Here is a 14,595-nt window from a genome sequence, read left to right on the forward strand (position 1 = left end):
ATGCGCCGCCGACTGATCAACTCCACGCTCGCCGTGGTACTCGTCGTGATCGCCGTCTTCGGCGTCTCCCTCGTCATCGTCGAGACCCGCACCATCAGCAACAGCGCGCAGGAGAGCGTCGATTCCGAGGCCTTCCGGCTGATCAGCGTCGTCGAGAGCCGTCTGCTGGGGGCCGAGCGCATCACCCCCGGAGTGCTGTCCGAGCAGGTGGACCCCAGCCGGTACGCCCGTGTCGAGATCCCGGGCCGTTCCCCGATCGAGGTCGGCGAGCGGCCCAGCGGCGGCGTCATCCGCAGTACCGAGACGGGGGAGCAGGGCGAGAAGGTCACCGTCGAGGAGTCCCGCTCCGCCGTGACCCGCGAGGTGGGCAGGACCCTGCTGATCATCGGGGCGGTGGCCCTGCTCGCCATCGTCTCCGCGGTGCTCCTCGCCGTACGTCAGGCGAACCGGCTGACCTCGCCGCTCATCGACCTCGCCGAGACGGCCGAGCGGCTCGGTTCGGGCGACCCGCGCCCCCGGCACAAGCGGTACGGGGTGACGGAGCTGGACCGGGTCGCCGACGTCCTCGACTCCTCCGCGGAACGCATCGCCCGGATGCTGACGGCGGAGCGGCGCCTCGCCGCGGACGCGTCCCACCAGCTCCGGACACCTCTGACGGCCCTGTCCATGCGGATCGAGGAGATCTCGGTCACCGACGATCCGGACACGGTGAAGGAGGAGGCGAACATCGCGCTCACCCAGGTCGAGCGCCTCACGGACGTCGTGCAGCGGCTGCTGACCAACTCGCGTGACCCGCGTACCGGCTCCGCCGTCGTCTTCGACCTCGACGAGGTCGTCAAGCAGCAGATCGAGGAGTGGCGCCCCGCATACCGGAGCGCGGGCCGAGCCGTCGTCTGCTCGGGCAAGCACGGACTGACCGCGGTCGGCACCCCCGGTGCGGTGGCCCAGGTGCTCGCCGCGCTGATCGAGAACTCGCTCATGCACGGGGGCGGAACGGTCGCCCTGCGCACACGGGTGGCCGGCAACCAGGTCGTCGTCGAGGTGACCGACGAGGGTCCCGGTGTCCCCGCCGACCTCGGCGCGCGGATCTTCGAACGCACCATCAGCGGCCGCAACTCCACCGGGATCGGCCTCGCGGTGGCCCGTGACCTCGCCGAGGCCGACGGGGGGCGGCTCGAACTGCTCCAGCAGCAGCCCCCGGTCTTCGCCCTCTTCCTCAGCCGGGTCGCGCCGAGCCGCGGGGAAACCGTGCGACCGGTGCGCTGACCGGACCGCCGCACCCGGCCGCGACCGCACGACCGGCGCGCGGTTCAGTGCGCCACGGGCCCCGGCGCTACCTCGTCGGTGGGCCGCCGCTGCTCCAGAAACCGGTCCGCGTCGAGCACGGCCTCCTCTGCGGGCAGCGCCTTGAAGACCCAGGTGCGGTAGGACCAGAAGCGGAACAGGGTGGCGATCCCGATGCCGAGGATCTTGAAGACGTTGCTCTGGACCGGGCTGTTCCACCCGAAGCCGTACGTCGCCGTGTAGAGCAGCCCCGTCTCGATCACCGCGCCGACGGCACTGAACAACAGGAACAGCATCAGTTCCCGGGTCCGGCCCGTCTTGTCCCGCTCCCGGTACGTCCAGTAGCGGAAGCCCACGTAGTTGAAGAGGATGGCGACGATCGTCCCCATCAGCCCGGCGCGCACCACGGGGATGTCGGTGGTGCGCCAGATCAGGTTGGACACGGCGATGTTGACGACCAGCCCGAGTGCGCCGACCGCGCCGAACTTGGCGACCTCCCGGGCCAGCAGCTCAAGCCGGGTCCGCAGTGCGCCCCGTTCGCTCATGGTGATGGCTCAGCCCCGTCCGGTCGGTTTCGTCAACCCGGCCATGCTAACCAGCCCTCCCGTGTGATGCCCGCGAGCCCGTGGTCCCGCCCGGCCGAGGCAGCCCGCCAGACACGTGGAACACGGTCCGGGCGGGGATCCCCCGGTCAGGGTGAGGGGACGTCCCGCACGCCCGATACCCTGGAGGCGTGACGTTCCCTGTAGTCGGCATGGTCGGCGGCGGTCAGCTCGCCCGTATGACCCACGAGGCGGGTATCCCCCTCGGCCTCAAGTTCAAGCTTCTCAGCGACACCCCCCAGGACTCTGCGGCCCAGGTGGTGAGCGAGGTCGTCGTCGGCGACTACCGCGACCTGGAGACGCTGCGCGCCTTCGCGCGCGGCTGTGACGTGATCACCTTCGATCACGAGCACGTGCCGACCGAGCACCTGCGGGCCCTGGAGGCGGACGGCATCCCCGTGCGCCCCGGCCCCGACGCCCTGGTGCACGCCCAGGACAAGGGGGTGATGCGTGCGAAGCTCATGGAGATCGGCGCGCCCTGCCCCCGCCACCGCATCGTCGAGGACGCGGCCGACGCCGCCGCGTTCGCCGAAGAGGTGGGCGGCTTCCCGGTCATCCTGAAGACGGTCCGCGGCGGGTACGACGGCAAGGGCGTGTGGGTGGTCCGCTCCGAGGCGGACGCCGCCGAGCCCTTCCGGGCCGGTGTCCCTGTCCTCGCCGAGGAGAAGGTCGACTTCGTCCGGGAGCTGGCGGCCAACATCGTCCGCTCGCCGCACGGCCAGGCCGTCGCCTACCCCGTCGTCGAGTCCGTGCAGGTCGACGGGGTCTGCGACACCGTCATCGCCCCGGCGCCGGACCTGGACGAGCGCCTCGCCGGCGAGGCGCAGCAGCTCGCTCTCCGGATCGCCGCCGAGCTGGGCGTGGTGGGTCACCTCGCGGTCGAGCTGTTCGAGACGCGCGACGAGGACGGGACCCCCAGGATCCTCGTCAACGAACTGGCGATGCGCCCGCACAACTCCGGCCACTGGACGCAGGACGGCGCGGTCACCTCGCAGTTCGCCAACCACGTGCGGGCCGTCCTCGACCTCCCGCTCGGTGACCCGCGCCCGCGTGCCACCTGGACGGTCATGTGCAACGTCCTCGGCGGCGACTACCCGGACATGTACCAGGCCTACCTGCACTGCATGGCCCGCGACCCGCAGCTCAAGATCCACATGTACGGCAAGGACGTGAAGCCGGGCCGCAAGGTCGGCCACGTCAACACCTATGGCGACGACCTGGCGGACGTGCGGGAGCGCGCCCGGCACGCGGCCGACTACCTGCGAGGAACGATCACCGAATGAGCGCCACCGCCTCCGGACCCGTCGTCGGGATCGTCATGGGCTCGGACTCCGACTGGCCCGTGATGGAAGCGGCCGCCAAGGCCCTCGACGAGTTCCAGATCCCCTACGAGGTCGACGTCGTCTCGGCCCACCGCATGCCGCACGAGATGATCGCGTACGGCGAGGAGGCGGCGGACCGCGGTCTCAAGGCGATCATCGCGGGGGCGGGCGGAGCGGCCCACCTCCCCGGCATGCTCGCCTCGGTCACCCCGCTGCCCGTGATCGGTGTGCCGGTCCCGCTCAAGTACCTCGACGGCATGGACAGCCTGCTGTCCATCGTCCAGATGCCCGCGGGCGTCCCCGTCGCCACGGTCTCCGTCGGCGGTGCGCGCAACGCGGGCCTGCTCGCCGCCCGCATCCTCGCCGCCCACGACGGCGAGCTGCTCGCGCGGATGAAGGACTTCCAGCAGGACCTCAAGGAACAGGCGACGGAGAAGGGCAAGCGGCTGCGGGCCAAGACCCAGAGCGCGGACTCCTTCGGTTTCGGGAAGTAGGCGGGCCATGAGCATCCCCGGCACCCTCGAACGCGCCCGACTGCTGCTCGCCGACCACCCCGTGGTCGACGGTCACAACGACCTGCCGTGGGCCCTGCGTGAGCAGGTCGGCTACGACCTGGACGCCCGCGACATCGCCTCCGACCAGACCGGCACCCTGCACACCGACATCCCGCGGCTGCGGGCCGGCGGCGTCGGCGCCCAGTTCTGGTCCGTCTACGTCGCGCCGAGCCTGGCCGGTGACGACGCGGTCAGTGCCACGCTGGAGCAGATCGACGTCGTCGCGGAGATGCTCGCGCGCTACCCGGCCGACCTGCGGCGGGCCCTGACGGCCGACGACATGGAGAAGGCCCGTGCCGAGGGCCGCATCGCCTCCCTGATGGGTGCCGAGGGCGGCCACTCCATCAACAACTCGCTGGGCACCCTGCGCGCCCTGCACACGCTCGGCGTCCGCTACATGACGCTCACGCACAACGACAACACCGACTGGGCGGACTCGGCGACGGACTCCCCGCGCGTCGGCGGCCTGTCGGAGTTCGGCCGCGAGGTCGTGCGCGAGATGAACCGCATCGGCATGCTGGTCGACCTCTCTCACGTGGCGGCCACCACGATGCGGGACGCGCTCGCCACCTCCGTGGCGCCGGTGATCTTCTCGCACTCCTCCGCCCGCGCGGTCTGCGACCACCCGAGGAACATCCCCGACGACGTCCTGCGGATGCTCGCGGCCAACGGTGGTGTGGCCATGGCGACCTTCGTGCCGAAGTTCGTCCTGCCGGCGGCCGTGGAGTGGACCCTCGCCGCCGACCGCAACATGCGGGAGCACGGCCTGCACCACCTGGACACCACTCCGGCCGCCATGCGGATCCACGCGGACTTCGAAGCGGTCAACCCGCGTCCCATGGCCACCGTCGCCACGATCGCCGACCACCTCGACCACATGCGCGAGATCGCCGGTATCGATCACGTCGGCATCGGTGGTGACTACGACGGAACGGCCTTCCTGCCGCTGGAGCTGGAGGACGTGTCGGGCTACCCGCACCTGATCGCGGAGCTGCTCACGCGCGGCTGGTCGGACACGGACGTGGCCAAGCTGACCTGGCAGAACGCGGTCCGGGTGCTGCGCGACGCGGAAACGGTCGCGGGCGAACTCGGCGCGCGGGTCGGCCCGTCCCACGCGACGATCGACGCGCTCGACGGGCAGAGGCACTCGTACTGACCCGTACGCGGCGACGAGGTGGACGAGGAGGGGGCGGCCGCGCAGGCCGCCCCCTCCCGCGTCTCATGCCTTCGGGCGTCCCATCGCCCGGTAGGTCCATCCGGCGTCGCGCCACACGGACGGGTCCAGCGCGTTGCGGCCGTCCAGGATGATCCGCCGTCCGGCGGCCTCGCCCAGCGCCACCGCGTCCAGCTCCCGGAACTCGCGCCACTCCGTCAGGTGCAGCACCACGTCCGCGCCGCGCACCGCGTCCAGCGCCGTGTCGGCGTAGCCCAGCGTCGGGAAGAGCCGGCGGGCGTTGTCCATGCCCTTCGGGTCGAAGACGGTGACCTGGCCGCCCTGCAGGTGGATCTGCCCGGCGACGTTGAGAGCCGGCGAGTCGCGTACGTCGTCGGAGTCCGGCTTGAACGTGGCGCCCAGCACCGCGACCCGGGTCCCGAGGAACGACCCGCCGCCCACGGCTTCGCGGGCCAGCTCGACCATGTGACCGCGGCGGCGCATGTTGATGGAGTCGACCTCCCGCAGGAAGGTCAGCGCCTGGTCCGCGCCCAGCTCGCCGGCGCGGGCCATGAAGGCGCGGATGTCCTTGGGCAGGCAGCCCCCGCCGAATCCGATGCCGGCCCGCAGGAACTTCTTCCCGATCCGCTCGTCGTGGCCGATGGCCTCGGCGAGCTTCACCACGTCACCGTCGGCGGCCTCGCAGACCTCTGCCATGGCGTTGATGAACGAGATCTTGGTCGCCAGGAAGGAGTTGGCCGAGGTCTTCACCAGCTCGGCGGTCGGGAAGTCCGTCACCACGAAGGGTGAGCCCTCCGCGACGGGAACCGCGTACACCTCGCGCAGCAGCTTCTCGGCCCGCTCGCTCTGCACACCGACGACGACCCGGTCCGGGTGCAGCGTGTCCTTGACGGCGAAGCCCTCGCGAAGGAACTCGGGGTTCCAGGCCAGCTCGGCGTCGGTGCCCACCGGGGCCAGTTCGGCCAGCCGTCCCGCCAGCCGGGCGGCGGAGCCCACCGGCACGGTGGACTTGCCGACGACCAGGGCGGGGCGGGTCAGCTGCGGGGCGAGCGATTCGAAGGCGCTGTCCACGTAGCTCATGTCGCAGGCGTACTCACCGTGCTTCTGCGGGGTGTTCACACAGACGAAGTGGACATCGCCGAAGGCGCCGATCTCCTCCCAGGAGGTGGTGAACCTCAGCCGTCCGGTCGAGCCCTCGATACCCGCGACGTGCTTCTGCAGGATCTCCTCGAGCCCCGGTTCGTACATCGGCACCCTGCCCGCCGAGAGCATCTCGATCTTCTCGGGGACGACGTCGAGCCCGAGGACTTCGAAGCCCAGTTCCGCCATGGCCGCGGCATGGGTGGCGCCGAGGTAGCCGGTGCCGATCACGGTGATCCTGAGGGCCATGGGTGCTCCTGAACGATGCGGACAGACGTGCGGACCGAGCATATCCGGGGCCCGTGCAGGGCCGTTCCGAGAGGGCCTCCCGGGTTGTCGGCAAGCTCACGTGTCCCGCCCGTATGCCTCCGCCGGGCAGGGCCACTAAAATCGGGTTACTTAACGGTAGTTAGCATCCTTGGGGAGTGAACGTCTTGGCGGGTTCGACCGACTTCGACCTGTACCGTCCGGCCGAGGAGCACGACATGCTCCGCGAGACGATCCGTTCGCTCGCCGAGGCGAAGATCGGCCCGTTCGCCGCCGAGGTGGACGAGGAGGGGCGCTTCCCCAGGGAGGCACTGGACGCCCTGGTCGCGTCCGACCTGCACGCGGTCCACGTCCCGGAGGAGTACGGCGGTGCGGGCGCCGACGCGCTCGCCACGGTCATCGTGATCGAGGAGGTCGCCCGCGTCTGCGCGTCCTCCTCCCTGATCCCGGCCGTGAACAAGCTGGGTTCGCTCCCGGTGATCCTCTCCGGCTCCGAGGCGCTCAAGAAGAAGTACCTCGGCCCGCTGGCGAAGGGGGACGCGATGTTCTCGTACGCCCTGTCCGAGCCGGACGCGGGCTCCGACGCCGCCGGCATGAAGACCAAGGCCGTGCGCGACGGCGACTTCTGGATCCTCAACGGCGTGAAGCGCTGGATCACCAACGCGGGTGAGTCCGAGTACTACACGGTGATGGCCGTCACCGACCCGACGAAGCGCTCCAAGGGCATCTCGGCGTTCGTCGTCGAGAAGTCCGACGAGGGCGTCTCCTTCGGCGCCCCGGAGAAGAAGCTCGGCATCAAGGGCTCCCCGACGCGCGAGGTCTACCTCGACAACGTCCGCATCCCCGCCGACCGCATGATCGGCGAGGAGGGCACCGGATTCGCCACCGCGATGAAGACCCTTGACCACACCCGCATCACGATCGCGGCGCAGGCCCTCGGCATCGCCCAGGGCGCCCTCGACTACGCCAAGGGCTACGTCCAGGAGCGCAAGCAGTTCGGCAAGCCGATCGCCGACTTCCAGGGCATCCAGTTCATGCTCGCCGACATGGCGATGAAGCTGGAGGCCGCACGCCAGCTCACCTACGCCGCGGCCGCCAAGTCCGAACGCCTCGACGGCGACCTGACCTTCTTCGGGGCCGCCGCCAAGTGCTTCGCCTCCGACGTCGCGATGGAGGTCACCACCGACGCCGTCCAGCTGCTCGGCGGCTACGGCTACACCCGCGACTACCCGGTCGAGCGCATGATGCGCGACGCCAAGATCACGCAAATTTATGAGGGCACGAATCAGGTTCAGCGGATCGTCATGGCAAGGAACCTTCCCTAGCGGAGTTTTTTTGCCGGAGAGGCACCCTCGGCTCTCTGCCTGTTGCGGCCCGATCGGGGCCGTTACTGGGCGTCAGGCGGGGAATCCTGGGCAAATGCAGGGCCGAAAATAGCCGCTGACCTGCACAAACAACACAGCCCCCGGCGCGACGCCGGGGGCTGTTGTCGTACGCGGATCAGGCGACCTCTGATGCCTCCGTCGGGTCGTCGGCTCCGGCGTCAACATCGTTGCGATGGCGGCCCGGCCGTGCCCAGCAGATTATCGCGCGGCTCACCGGGTCGCGGGTTTCCGCGACCCGGTGGCGACGGTCCCGGTGCGGGGCCGAGTCCGGTTCGGGGAAATGGGCGGGACGGGCGTCACGGGGAGATTGACAGGCGCTGCATGAAATGCCGGGCAGGGCCGGAATGTTCGCTTCGGGTGATCTCGGCGCACATCGGCAGGCGTGCCCGCGCCTGCGTACCGTGAACGGCGACGAGGCGGTGCTCGCAGTGCGGTGCGAGGGTCCGGATCGCTGTCAGCCGCTGCTCCACTTCTGATTGTCCGCACCGTTGCAGGACCACAGTTGGAGCTGGGTGCCATTGTCCTCCACCGCGTCCTTGACATCCACGCATGAGTCGGCCGGGATATTGACCAAATCGTGCGCGGAGTTGAGCCGGAACCGTTGTGCACCGCTGCCGTTGCAGTCAGCCAGTCGGATGGCCGCACCGTCGCTCTGTGAGCCGCCGGCCACTTCCATGCACATACCCATGGACCGAACGCTTCCGTCCGACTTGAGCTGCCAGGCCTGCTGGGCAGTCCCTCTGCAGTCCCAGATCTGCAGGGGGGTGCCGGGCGAAGTTCCGGCGTCGATGCAGCGGCCGGAGTCGTGGCTTCGGATCGCCATACCCACCACGGCCTCACCCGCAACGCTCTCACCCGGGGCTTTGACGGGCAGCGAGGCTGTCGACGCGGGATGCTTCGATGTCTCCTGATCCTTGGGATCGTTCTTCTTTCCGGACTTCTCCGGAGAGGGGCTACCGTCCTGCGAACTGCTTGTGGGCGACTGCTTCGGAGTGCTTCCGGCAGAGGGTGATGAGACGTTCGACGGGCTCGCTGTTCCCGCGTAGGCTCCGTCGCCCTCACCACTCAAGGCAGTGCTGTGGATCGGGGTGGAGTCCGCGCCCTGGTCGTCCTTCGCCCCGGGGACGAGGAAGGGTATGCAAGCGAGTATGCCGACCACAAGAATGGTGCCGGTCAGCAGCAGTCGCTTGCGGGGCCGCCGTGGGCGGGTGCCGAAGGCTGTGTCCTGCGCGTCGGTCGCCGCGGGCGTGCCGTCGTTCGGCGCGGTCGCCGCGCCCAGCGCGAAGGCTGTACCCGCCGCGAAGCCGTCCGCGTACGCGGAAACGGGTTCCACGGAGGTGCCACCGGGCTCCTCGGTGACAGTGACGGTGGGCTTGGCGCGCCCCGTCACCGACTCTCCCCCGGGGAGGGGCGTGGATGACGCGCTGGTGCCGGCAGCGGCCTCGGCGATTGCGGTCGTTCTTCTCGTCCGGCGAGGAAGCGGGGTTGCGTCGGCAGACCGCGCCGGCTGCGAATCGTCCGTTGCGGCCGTCGGGTCGTCAGAGGTGGCCGTCATGGGGTCCTTCCAGGATCAGAAGCGGCAGGAGAACCCGGCTGGTGAGCGATGACGCCGGCCGGGGACCGGAGAACACGGCCACCCTGCGGAACCAGAGGGTCAACGTGCTTGAGGGGACGGCCACACCAGCATTTCGGCCATCGTCCGCCATGTATCTTACGACCCGTTCGGCAGGCCGATCGAGCCGCTCGGCGTGGCCTGACCTGTGCGTGTGGCCCGGAAACGACGTTGTGAAACCAGCCGCTCCGCTCGGACCGACGCGCCGTCACATCAACGTGATGTGTGGTGGTGGATGAGATCAGGATAGATCCGGAGGCCGTGAAGTCGTGGAGCACCGGGCCGCGGGTGTTCCGCGACCCGGTGCCCGTGGTCACGCTCACCCTTGGTGTCGGTCGCGCGAAGGTGATTGTCCCGCGCTCAGCAGGGTGTGCACGGTGCGGCGGACGAGCCCGGCTGGGGCGTCGACCCCGACGACGAGTCGGGGGTGGCGGTGGTCGCTGCGGTAGGCCGCCAGACCAGGGCGTGGCGGGATGCGGGCCGGCGAGTTCGGGGCGGCGATCGGAACGGCCAGGACCTGGTCTACAAGGTGGAGGGAGGGCGGCGCATCCCCCGGCCGGAGTTCCGGGACCGGGCGGACGAAGTGCTGGGGGCGAGCGGGAAGCCGGCCATGCGCCACTCGGAGGGAGGCCCCCGGATGTTCCTGGTGGTGGGCTTGCTGAGCTTCTTCCTGCCCAGGCCGGTCAGTAGTGGTCGCGCGCCTGGATGATCTCCAGGCCGTCGGAGTCGGTGACGCGGTAGACCAGTCGGTGTTCATGCGTGATGCGGCGGGACCACCAGCCGGACAGGTTCCCTTTCAGCGGCTCGGGCTTGCCCCTTCCCTCGAAGGGGGTCCGTTTGATCTCCTTGATGAGGTCATTGACCCTGCGGAGCGTCTTGCGGTCGGTGTCGGCCCAGTGGGTGTAGTCCTCCCACCCGTCGTCCGAGAACGACGTCTTCACGCGTCCTCCGTGTCGATCAGGTCTCGCACGGTGCCGCGTCCGGCGTCCATCTGCTCGATGGAGCGCATGAGGCGGGCGGCGTTGCGGGGGGAGCGCATCAGGTACATCGTCTCCTCCCAGGCGTTGTAGTCCTCCTCGGACATGATTACGACGGTGCCCGCCTTCGATGTGACGCGCTCAGGCGCGTGGTCTTCGGTGACGCGGCGGATCAGGCCGAAGAAGTCTTTCCGTGCTTCGCTCGCGTTGATGGTCATGGGTTCCTCCCGCGCATGTCGCCAGCCCTCTCCAAGAGAGTACTCAAAACAGTACCACAAGTGTACGTTATTTGGTACGGTGAAGTTGGGTCATGCGTCTGCTTGAGCTGTTAAGAGTTGCTCTACCGGATCCAGCCAGCCGCCTGTTCTGGGCCTCGGACGCGCCGCCCGGAGCCGTGCGCGATCTGACCGCGGCCTCGAGCCGGGAAGGCAGAGAGGACAGGAAGGCCGGGCAGGCCGGGAACAGAAAGATCCGGACGGATAACCGCCCGGATCTTCTGGGCACCGCCGGTCAGTTGCCCTTGACCGTGACCTTCTCGTCGTTCTTCAGCTGCTCCACGAGCTGCTTGACCTTGGCCTTGTCCCACACCAGGTTGCCGCCCACGCTGCCCGAGATCGGCATGTTCATCGACGTGCCCTCGCCGCCCGTGACGCCCTTCATCGCGAAGAACATCTTGCCGAGCGACCAGAGCGACATGTCCTTGTCCACGACCAGGGTGTCCAGGCCCGCGCCCATCGTCGGGTACAGCTTGAACGGGTTGAGGATCGTGGACGGCGTCGCCGTCTGGGAGGCCAGGGCCGCGAGGAACTTCTGCTGGTTCTTCGTGCGGTCCAGGTCACTGCCCGCGAAGGCGTACCGGGTGCGGACGAAGGCGAGGGACTGCTCGCCGTTCAGCGTCTGCTTGCCGGCCTGGAAGTCGGCGCCGGAGTTCTTGTCCTTGAAGGCCTTGGGGATGTCCAGCTCGACGCCGTCGATCGCGTCCACGATCTTGGCGAAGCCGCCGAAGCCGATCTCGACGTAGTGGTCGATGCGCAGCCCGGTGTTGAACTCGACCGTGCGGACCAGCAGCTCCGGGCCGTCCTCCGCGTAGGCGGCGTTCAGCTTGACCTGGCGGCCGGTGCCCTTGAAGGTCTTACCGGACTCCGATCCCACGAAGCTGGGGATCTCGACGTTGGAGTCGCGGGGCAGGGAGATCAGCGTCGGCCCGTTGGAACCGTCGTGGAGGATCATCATCGAGTCGGTCCGCTTGCCCTCCGCGGAGCCGGTGTGGAGCTTCTTCTTGTCCTCGGCGGTCAGGCCCTCGCGGCTGTCGGAGCCCACGATCAGGTAGTTCGTGCCGTCGCCCTCGGAGGGGCGGTCGATGACCTTGGAGAGGTCGACGTCGCGCTTGAGCTTGCCGTCGGCCCAGAAGTACGTGCCGACGGAGACGGCGAGGACCACGACGACGAGCGTGAGCACGCCGACCTTGATGCGCCGGCCCCAGTTCGGGGCGGGGCGGGGCTGGACGTAACCACTGTCGCCGCCGTAGCCGCCACCGCCGCCGTGACCCCCGCCGTGGCCGCCGGCACCGTGACCGCCGCCGTAGACCTGGCCCGTGTTGTAGCCGCTGTCGTAGCCGGGGCCGTCGTCGTACCCCTGCCCCTGCTGCGGCGGGATGCGGGGCGGGGACTGCGGAGGCGCGGGGCGCCGCCGGACGTGCGGCATGGCGCGGGCGCCCTCGGGCTGCGGGCTGCCACTGCCCCGCCCGTAGCCATCGCCGGGTCCGCCGTTACGTCCTTCGGGCCAATCGTTCATGCGGACAAGTGTGCCGCCTCGACCTGTGGCTCTTACAGGGTGTACGTGGGATCGGGTCACGGCTGTTGCCAAGCTGATGCAATGCAACCGGGTGCAAGCCCCCGCATAAGGTGGACGGCATGACAGATCAGCCCCAGCCATCGGAGGGTGCGGTTCCGGCCAAGCCGACCGCGGCCTCCCGGACCACCCTCAGCCACATCATGACCGGCAGTGACACCAATCTCCTGGGCACGGTGCACGGTGGCGTGATCATGAAACTGGTCGACGACGCGGCCGGTGCGGTCGCCGGCCGGCACTCCGGGGGTCCGGCGGTGACGGCGTCCATGGACGAGATGGTGTTCCTGGAGCCGGTCCGGGTGGGTGACCTTGTTCATGTCCGCGCCCAGGTGAACTGGACGGGGCGCTCCTCCATGGAGGTCGGCGTCCGGGTCATGGCCGAGCGGTGGAACGAGTCCACCCCGGCCCAGCAGGTCGGCAGCGCGTACCTGGTGTTCGCCGCGGTCGACGAGGACGGCAAGCCGCGGCCGGTGCCTCCGGTGGTGCCGGAGACGGAGCGGGACAAACGGCGCTACCAGGAGGCGCAGATCCGGCGTACGCACCGTCTCGCCAGGAGGCGCGCGATCATGGAGCTGCGGGAGCAGCGCGCCGCCGAGGGCATCGACGACTGAGGACGCCCGCGTTCCGTCCTTCTCCTGGGACGGTCGTGTGCGGACGCCGAGGGCCCGGCGGCCGCCCGGCGCCGGACCCGCGCGGTGACCGGGGCACCCGGCACCGCGAGGGCCGACCTCAGGTGCTCCCGACGGGCAGGACCGTCACGGACAGGCCACTCGGCCGCCGGTCACGGACAGACCACCTGGTCGCCCGTGACCGTGCCGAACTCGCCTCGCTGGGGGTCCTCGGCCTTGACCCGGTGCACCTTCGTGAAGTCCGAACCGGCGATGACCTTCATGGTCCCGCCCTGCCCGTTCACCGCCCTCAGCTCGCATCCGGGCAGGGCGGTGGCCAGGGACTTGGCCGACCGGTCCCACCGCGGGTCGTAACTGACGATGGTCCGCGCCAGATCGCTGGTGCTGCCGCCCAGCGGTGCCCGGGTGGTGTTGAAGCCGGTGCCGCGCAGGGCCGCGTCGACGTCCTGGCCGAGCCCGTCCTTGCGCGTGCCGTTGTAGACCTGCACCCGGATCTGCTCCGGGGCGACATCGACGACCGTCGCCCTGGGCTGCTTCGGCAGCTGAGGCGCGAGCGGCCGGTCCTCACGCAGGGCCCGGAACAGCTTCTTCGACTTCTGCGCGTCCCACCTCACGGTGGAGCCGATGCCCTTGACCTGGTACCCCTTCTCCTGGAGGGGGACCGAGGCGAATTCGGACGAGGCCGGGGTGAAGCCGCGCATGGCCTTGCCGAGCTGCAGCATCTGTTCCGTCCCGAAGCCCTTGTCGGCGCGTACCGATTCGAGCATCGACGAGGCGACCTGCTGGAATTTCACCGGGTTCATCAGCACACCGCTGCTGGTCGTCTGCTTGATCAGCGCGGCCATGAACTTCTGCTGGCGCTGCATCCGGCCCAGGTCGGCGGCGCCGTCCAGGTGCCGGGAGCGCACGTACTGCAGCGCCCGGCCGCCGTCCAGACGGTGGGTGCCGGCGGTCAGGTCCAGCCCGGTGTACGCGTCCTTGAGGGGCTTGGCGGTGCAGACCTCCACGCCGCCCAGGGTGTCGACGGTCTTCATGAAGCTGGTGAAGTCGACCTCCAGGTAGTGGTCGATCTTGACCCCGGTCATCTCCTCGACCGTCCGCACGGTGAGGTGCGGCCCGCCCTCGGCGTAGGCCGCGTTGAGCTTCACCGGGTGTGCCGAGTGCTGCTTGCCGGTGGTCCCGTCGGTGTGCGCGGGGAGCTCGGCGTAGCTGTCGCGCGGGAGGCTGACGACGCTGGCGCGCTGTTTGTCGGCCGAGAGGTGGACGAGCATGAGGGTGTCGGTGCAGTGGCAGGGCGCGCCGCCCAGCCTGTACTTCTTCCTCTCCGCCTTGGTGATCTTGTCGCGGCCGTCGGTTCCGACGAGCAGCAGGTTCAGCCCGTGTCCGCCCTGCGGCCGGTTCTTCATGTCCTTGAAGGGGTCGACCCGGTCGATCCCGGTCTCCAGACCGCTCACCACGGCATGGCCGATACCACCGGCGCCGAGCACCAGCACCGACAGCCCGGTGACGACCCGCATGCCCCACCGGGGCGCGGACTTCCGCCCGTCGCGCTTGCGCCCGCGGCTGCCCGCCTCGGGCTGCCGGGCCGGCCGGCGCTGAGGCGGAGCGGTGCGGGGGTGCGGTGGACGGGGCGATCGGTGCGGCGTGGGCACGAGGGACACCTCCGCGGTGCGAGTGGGACTTTCGCACGGTAGGCCCATACGATCTGCAGACCGGTAGCAGACCCGGCGGCGCGCGCCGCAGTCCCCCGTTCGCGGTAACGTGGCGGCCGAATCACGCCGGCTCCAGGGGTGCGAAA

Annotated in this window: 13 protein-coding genes and 1 pseudogene; 7 read left to right on the forward strand and 7 right to left on the reverse strand. The window is 69.7% G+C overall.

The window, feature by feature from the left end:
• Positions 1-1,266, forward strand: a complete 1,266-nt coding sequence (locus OG206_RS19705) for an ATP-binding protein (protein WP_327117866.1) — start codon at positions 1-3, stop codon at positions 1,264-1,266.
• A gap of 44 nt (positions 1,267-1,310) precedes the next feature.
• On the opposite strand, the gene OG206_RS19710 is transcribed toward OG206_RS19705, so the two are convergent.
• Positions 1,311-1,829, reverse strand: coding sequence for a GtrA family protein (locus tag OG206_RS19710; RefSeq protein ID WP_327117868.1), 519 nt, complete (start codon positions 1,827-1,829; stop codon positions 1,311-1,313).
• A 188-nt stretch (positions 1,830-2,017) separates the two neighbouring features.
• Between OG206_RS19710 and OG206_RS19715 the strand changes: the two genes are divergently transcribed.
• From OG206_RS19715 to OG206_RS19725, 3 genes are read left to right on the forward strand one after another with little or no spacing between them, the layout of a single operon-like run.
• Entirely contained in the window at positions 2,018-3,169 is a 1,152-nt protein-coding gene (locus OG206_RS19715; protein ID WP_327117870.1) for a 5-(carboxyamino)imidazole ribonucleotide synthase, read from the forward strand.
• Positions 3,166-3,702: a 5-(carboxyamino)imidazole ribonucleotide mutase gene (gene purE, locus OG206_RS19720; protein ID WP_327117872.1), complete on the forward strand. Its 537-nt coding sequence runs from the start codon at positions 3,166-3,168 to the stop codon at positions 3,700-3,702. The genes OG206_RS19715 and purE overlap by 4 nt, the downstream gene beginning before the upstream one ends.
• A gap of 7 nt (positions 3,703-3,709) precedes the next feature.
• Positions 3,710-4,918, forward strand: coding sequence for a dipeptidase (locus OG206_RS19725; protein ID WP_327117874.1), 1,209 nt, complete (start codon positions 3,710-3,712; stop codon positions 4,916-4,918).
• 63 nt (positions 4,919-4,981) lie between these two features.
• Here OG206_RS19725 and OG206_RS19730 read toward each other — a convergent pair whose 3' ends face one another.
• Positions 4,982-6,325, reverse strand: coding sequence for a UDP-glucose dehydrogenase family protein (locus OG206_RS19730; RefSeq protein ID WP_327117876.1), 1,344 nt, complete (start codon positions 6,323-6,325; stop codon positions 4,982-4,984).
• A 185-nt stretch (positions 6,326-6,510) separates the two neighbouring features.
• Here OG206_RS19730 and OG206_RS19735 point away from each other — a divergent pair, with 185 nt between their 5' ends.
• Positions 6,511-7,668, forward strand: a complete 1,158-nt coding sequence (locus OG206_RS19735) for an acyl-CoA dehydrogenase (RefSeq protein WP_327122336.1) — start codon at positions 6,511-6,513, stop codon at positions 7,666-7,668.
• Positions 7,669-8,182: 514 nt separating this feature from the next.
• Here the strand turns inward: OG206_RS19735 and OG206_RS19740 are convergent.
• Entirely contained in the window at positions 8,183-9,118 is a 936-nt protein-coding gene (locus OG206_RS19740) for an RICIN domain-containing protein (protein ID WP_327117878.1), read from the reverse strand.
• Between the two features lie 571 nt (positions 9,119-9,689).
• Between OG206_RS19740 and OG206_RS19745 the strand changes: the two are divergent.
• Positions 9,690-9,950: pseudogene (locus tag OG206_RS19745) on the forward strand (transcriptional regulator); the annotation flags it as partial.
• Between the two features lie 73 nt (positions 9,951-10,023).
• Here OG206_RS19745 and OG206_RS19750 read toward each other — a convergent pair.
• The 3 genes from OG206_RS19750 to OG206_RS19760 all read right to left on the reverse strand — a co-directional run bounded on the left by OG206_RS19750 (position 10,024) and on the right by OG206_RS19760 (position 12,111).
• Positions 10,024-10,281, reverse strand: coding sequence for a Txe/YoeB family addiction module toxin (locus tag OG206_RS19750; protein WP_327117880.1), 258 nt, complete (start codon positions 10,279-10,281; stop codon positions 10,024-10,026).
• Positions 10,278-10,535, reverse strand: a complete 258-nt coding sequence (locus tag OG206_RS19755) for a type II toxin-antitoxin system Phd/YefM family antitoxin (protein WP_032763654.1) — start codon at positions 10,533-10,535, stop codon at positions 10,278-10,280. Before OG206_RS19755 ends, OG206_RS19750 begins: the two co-directional genes overlap by 4 nt.
• 292 nt (positions 10,536-10,827) lie before the next feature.
• A complete protein-coding gene (locus OG206_RS19760) occupies positions 10,828-12,111 on the reverse strand; it encodes an LCP family protein (RefSeq protein WP_327117884.1) in 1,284 nt (427 codons plus the stop codon).
• A gap of 119 nt (positions 12,112-12,230) precedes the next feature.
• Here OG206_RS19760 and OG206_RS19765 point away from each other — a divergent pair, with 119 nt between their 5' ends.
• Positions 12,231-12,779 (forward strand): acyl-CoA thioesterase, encoded by a 549-nt coding sequence (locus OG206_RS19765; protein WP_327117886.1) that lies wholly within the window; start codon positions 12,231-12,233, stop codon positions 12,777-12,779.
• A gap of 170 nt (positions 12,780-12,949) precedes the next feature.
• On the opposite strand, the gene OG206_RS19770 is transcribed toward OG206_RS19765, so the two are convergent.
• Positions 12,950-14,497, reverse strand: a complete 1,548-nt coding sequence (locus tag OG206_RS19770; protein WP_442805871.1) for an LCP family protein — start codon at positions 14,495-14,497, stop codon at positions 12,950-12,952.
• Between the last annotated feature and the right edge of the window lie 98 nt (positions 14,498-14,595).

The sequence above is a fragment of the Streptomyces sp. NBC_01341 genome (assembly GCF_035946055.1).
GTDB lineage: Bacteria > Actinomycetota > Actinomycetes > Streptomycetales > Streptomycetaceae > Streptomyces.

Bases quoted from the DNA above. Each gene is read 5' to 3' on its own strand.
- OG206_RS19705 (WP_327117866.1), top strand. From the start codon at position 1: ATGCGCCGCCGACTGATCAACTCCACGCTCGCCGTGGTACTCGTCGTG.
- OG206_RS19710 (WP_327117868.1), bottom strand. From the start codon at position 1,829: ATGAGCGAACGGGGCGCACTGCGGACCCGGCTTGAGCTGCTGGCCCGG.
- purE (WP_327117872.1), top strand. From the start codon at position 3,166: ATGAGCGCCACCGCCTCCGGACCCGTCGTCGGGATCGTCATGGGCTCG.
- OG206_RS19725 (WP_327117874.1), top strand. From the start codon at position 3,710: ATGAGCATCCCCGGCACCCTCGAACGCGCCCGACTGCTGCTCGCCGAC.
- OG206_RS19730 (WP_327117876.1), bottom strand. From the start codon at position 6,325: ATGGCCCTCAGGATCACCGTGATCGGCACCGGCTACCTCGGCGCCACC.
- OG206_RS19755 (WP_032763654.1), bottom strand. From the start codon at position 10,535: ATGACCATCAACGCGAGCGAAGCACGGAAAGACTTCTTCGGCCTGATC.
- OG206_RS19760 (WP_327117884.1), bottom strand. From the start codon at position 12,111: ATGAACGATTGGCCCGAAGGACGTAACGGCGGACCCGGCGATGGCTAC.
- OG206_RS19765 (WP_327117886.1), top strand. From the start codon at position 12,231: ATGACAGATCAGCCCCAGCCATCGGAGGGTGCGGTTCCGGCCAAGCCG.
- OG206_RS19770 (WP_442805871.1), bottom strand. From the start codon at position 14,497: ATGGGCCTACCGTGCGAAAGTCCCACTCGCACCGCGGAGGTGTCCCTC.